Origin of the sequence: Maribacter sp. 4G9 (genome assembly GCF_002742265.1) — a bacterium.
Taxonomy (GTDB): Bacteria; Bacteroidota; Bacteroidia; order Flavobacteriales; family Flavobacteriaceae; genus Maribacter.
In genome coordinates, this window is sequence record NZ_MDGL01000062.1 from 1 (window position 1) to 697 (window position 697).

A 697-nucleotide genomic window follows, 5' to 3' on the forward strand; every position below is an offset into this window, starting at 1 on the left:
AAGGCATGGCTTAGGGGGATGCACCACCACGTGGGGGACCTACAGGACTATCTCGACGAATATTGCTACAGGTTCAACCGCAGCTTCATGAAGGAGGGCATATTCGACAACCTGATGCTCAGGATGGTAAATACCCCGCCATGCTATATCAAAAATATTAGTGGTTAAATGCCTAAGTCAATAAAGTAAATTACAACTAACTTTGAAAAAGGAAAGTCCTTTCCAAAGTAAAAAAGTTTAAGCAATTAATTTTATACGGTGTTGGCATACGTTTTTGTTTGTTAATCGTTATTTATTCAGATGTTAAATTCAACTAAAAAGGAAACGGATTTTGAAAGAACTAAAAGATATTTTTTAGAAATCAAAAATAGTATTCCGAAATTTACAGATAATTTAGAACTCATTAGTCAAAATGTTGATTTACTTAACAATAAAGATATTCAGTCCGCAATCAATTATCTTATAGTTGGATTCCGATTAAGCGAGCTTGATTTAGATGAAATTCGTAAGAATTGGGACTATCTCATAAAGTGTGTAAATAAAAAAATAGCGGGGGCATGCCCCCGCTATTTTTTTAACTTTAAATTTTCACACCATTATGAAGAACGAGGAATTATTCGACGACAATTTTTTTAAACAGTTCAAGACCGGTGACGAGCTCAACGGTTTTTTGAAGGCACTCCAAAAACGCGGCATC

Annotated in this window: 1 pseudogene; it reads left to right on the forward strand. The window is 35.0% G+C overall.

The features are described 5' to 3' along the window. A pseudogene (locus BFP75_RS08805) lies at positions 1-168 on the forward strand (IS1595 family transposase); the annotation flags it as partial. Between the last annotated feature and the right edge of the window lie 529 nt (positions 169-697).